This is a genomic window from uncultured Campylobacter sp. (genome assembly GCF_938031315.1).
GTDB lineage: Bacteria > Campylobacterota > Campylobacteria > Campylobacterales > Campylobacteraceae > Campylobacter_B.
In genome coordinates, this window is sequence record NZ_CALHHT010000312.1 from 1 (window position 1) to 1057 (window position 1057).

General features: G+C 49.6%; 2 protein-coding genes. Both read left to right on the plus strand.

What is annotated here, in order from left to right; all coding sequences use genetic code 11:
- Positions 1 to 184, plus strand: a 184-nt coding sequence (locus tag Q0236_RS07740; protein WP_297916639.1) for a hypothetical protein, incomplete at its 5' end; no start/stop codon positions are given.
- Between the two features lie 401 nt (positions 185 to 585).
- Positions 586 to 1057 (plus strand): hypothetical protein (locus Q0236_RS07745; protein WP_297916641.1); only part of this gene is annotated, 472 nt, incomplete at its 3' end.

The window sequence follows — 1057 nt, forward strand, 5'->3', positions numbered from 1 at the left end:
TTTAGCTGGCGCGATAGCTCTTGCGGATAAACAGAGTGCGGAGGCGGTAAATTTAAAATTTAAAACCCGCCGCGCTAAATTTAAAGCAAACGCGCGGGCACTTGCATGCAAAACTCGCTCGCATGTCAAATATTTACTACGGGCAGGTAAATTTTGCGGGGCGCCTTGTGGCGCCACGAGCTAGGGACGCATACGGCTTAGACGCGGAATTTTAACGCAGCTGGCGGTAAAATTTAAGCACGGACTTGGCGCCACGAGCGCAGAGAGTGCAGCTAACGGTAAAATTACCGACAAAGTCGCATTTAAGCCGCGCGAAAATAGCGATTTTGTCGCGCTAACGCAAGTCGTGTTTCAAACCGCGTCCGCGCAATTAGGATTGCGTTTAAGTTATGAGCGCGTATATTGCGCCAGTCGCGCTTAAAACAGCACGGTCGCGCCCTAAAATTTCGCGCTATATTCGCAGAGCGCGAAATATTTGCGTAATGCTGCGAACGCGGCAGTTACAGCGTGCCGATGCCTGCGCTGTATATGCATTAAAGGTGCGGCTGAATCGTAAATTTAAAGATAAAATTTAAAAGGTCCAAAATGAAAAAAATCGTATTTTTAATCCTGCTTTTCGCCGCCGTCGCGCTCGCGCTCTACGTCACTTCGCGCGTAAATCCGAGCCTTTTTGCCGAGATCAAAGTCCTAGGCGCGCTGCTAAACGCCACGATATTCGGCGTCGCGCTCATCGCCTTAGCGATCGGTGAAAAGGATGTAGTGCGCTTCCCGTTTCTTACCGCCTCGCTGCTGGCGCTGTTTTCGGGGCTGGTAGAGGGCGTGCTGCTCTTCGAAAACCGCTACTACATCGCGATCACGGCGGTAGCGTTCGTCGCCTTCGTCTTTTATCTGCAGATCAGGCACAAAAGATTTTCAAATAAAATTTATAAAAATTCTGCGGACGAAGGCTCTAAAAATTTAGATGAGGGCGAAAATTTAAAAGACACAGATTTCGGCAGCGCAAAAGAGGCGCAGGAGCCGCAGAGCAAAAGCGGTGCAGCGGATGAAATTTTAAGCT